This is a genomic window from Mesorhizobium sp. M2E.F.Ca.ET.209.01.1.1 (assembly GCF_004010375.2).
Lineage (GTDB): Bacteria > Pseudomonadota > Alphaproteobacteria > Rhizobiales > Rhizobiaceae > Mesorhizobium.
On sequence record NZ_SADP02000253.1, the window covers coordinates 1 to 384 of the forward strand.

1 protein-coding gene is annotated in these 384 nt (G+C 57.8%); it reads right to left on the minus strand.

Annotation, left to right across the window (positions count from 1 at the left end):
- Nucleotides 1-384: molybdopterin-dependent oxidoreductase (locus tag EN852_RS35520; RefSeq protein WP_145994146.1), on the minus strand; the 384-nt coding region annotated here is incomplete at both ends.

Consider the following 384-nt stretch of genomic DNA (forward strand, 5'->3'; position numbering starts at 1 on the left):
CGGCAAAGCCGTCCGGACCTATGTCATAGTCCCAAGTGGACTTGTCGTAATCCCGCTTCGCCTCGTCATAGCCGGAGAAGAGGCCGTCCTTATATGTGAAGCCCTCCTTGACGACATAGGTCGCGTTGGTGAAGGCCTTCACATAGTCCCACTGCACCTTGTCGTGCTGGATACAGTAGTTGATCAGGCCGAGCAGGAAGGCGATGTCCGTTCCCTGGCGGATCGGTGCGTAAAGATCCGACACCGAAGCCGAGCGCGTAAAGCGCGGGTAGATGACGATGAGCTTGGCGCCGCGGTTGGCCTTCGCTTCCGTGACCCATTTGAAGCCGCAAGGATGCGCTTCCGCAGCATTGCCGCCCATGATCACAACAAGATCCGTATTCC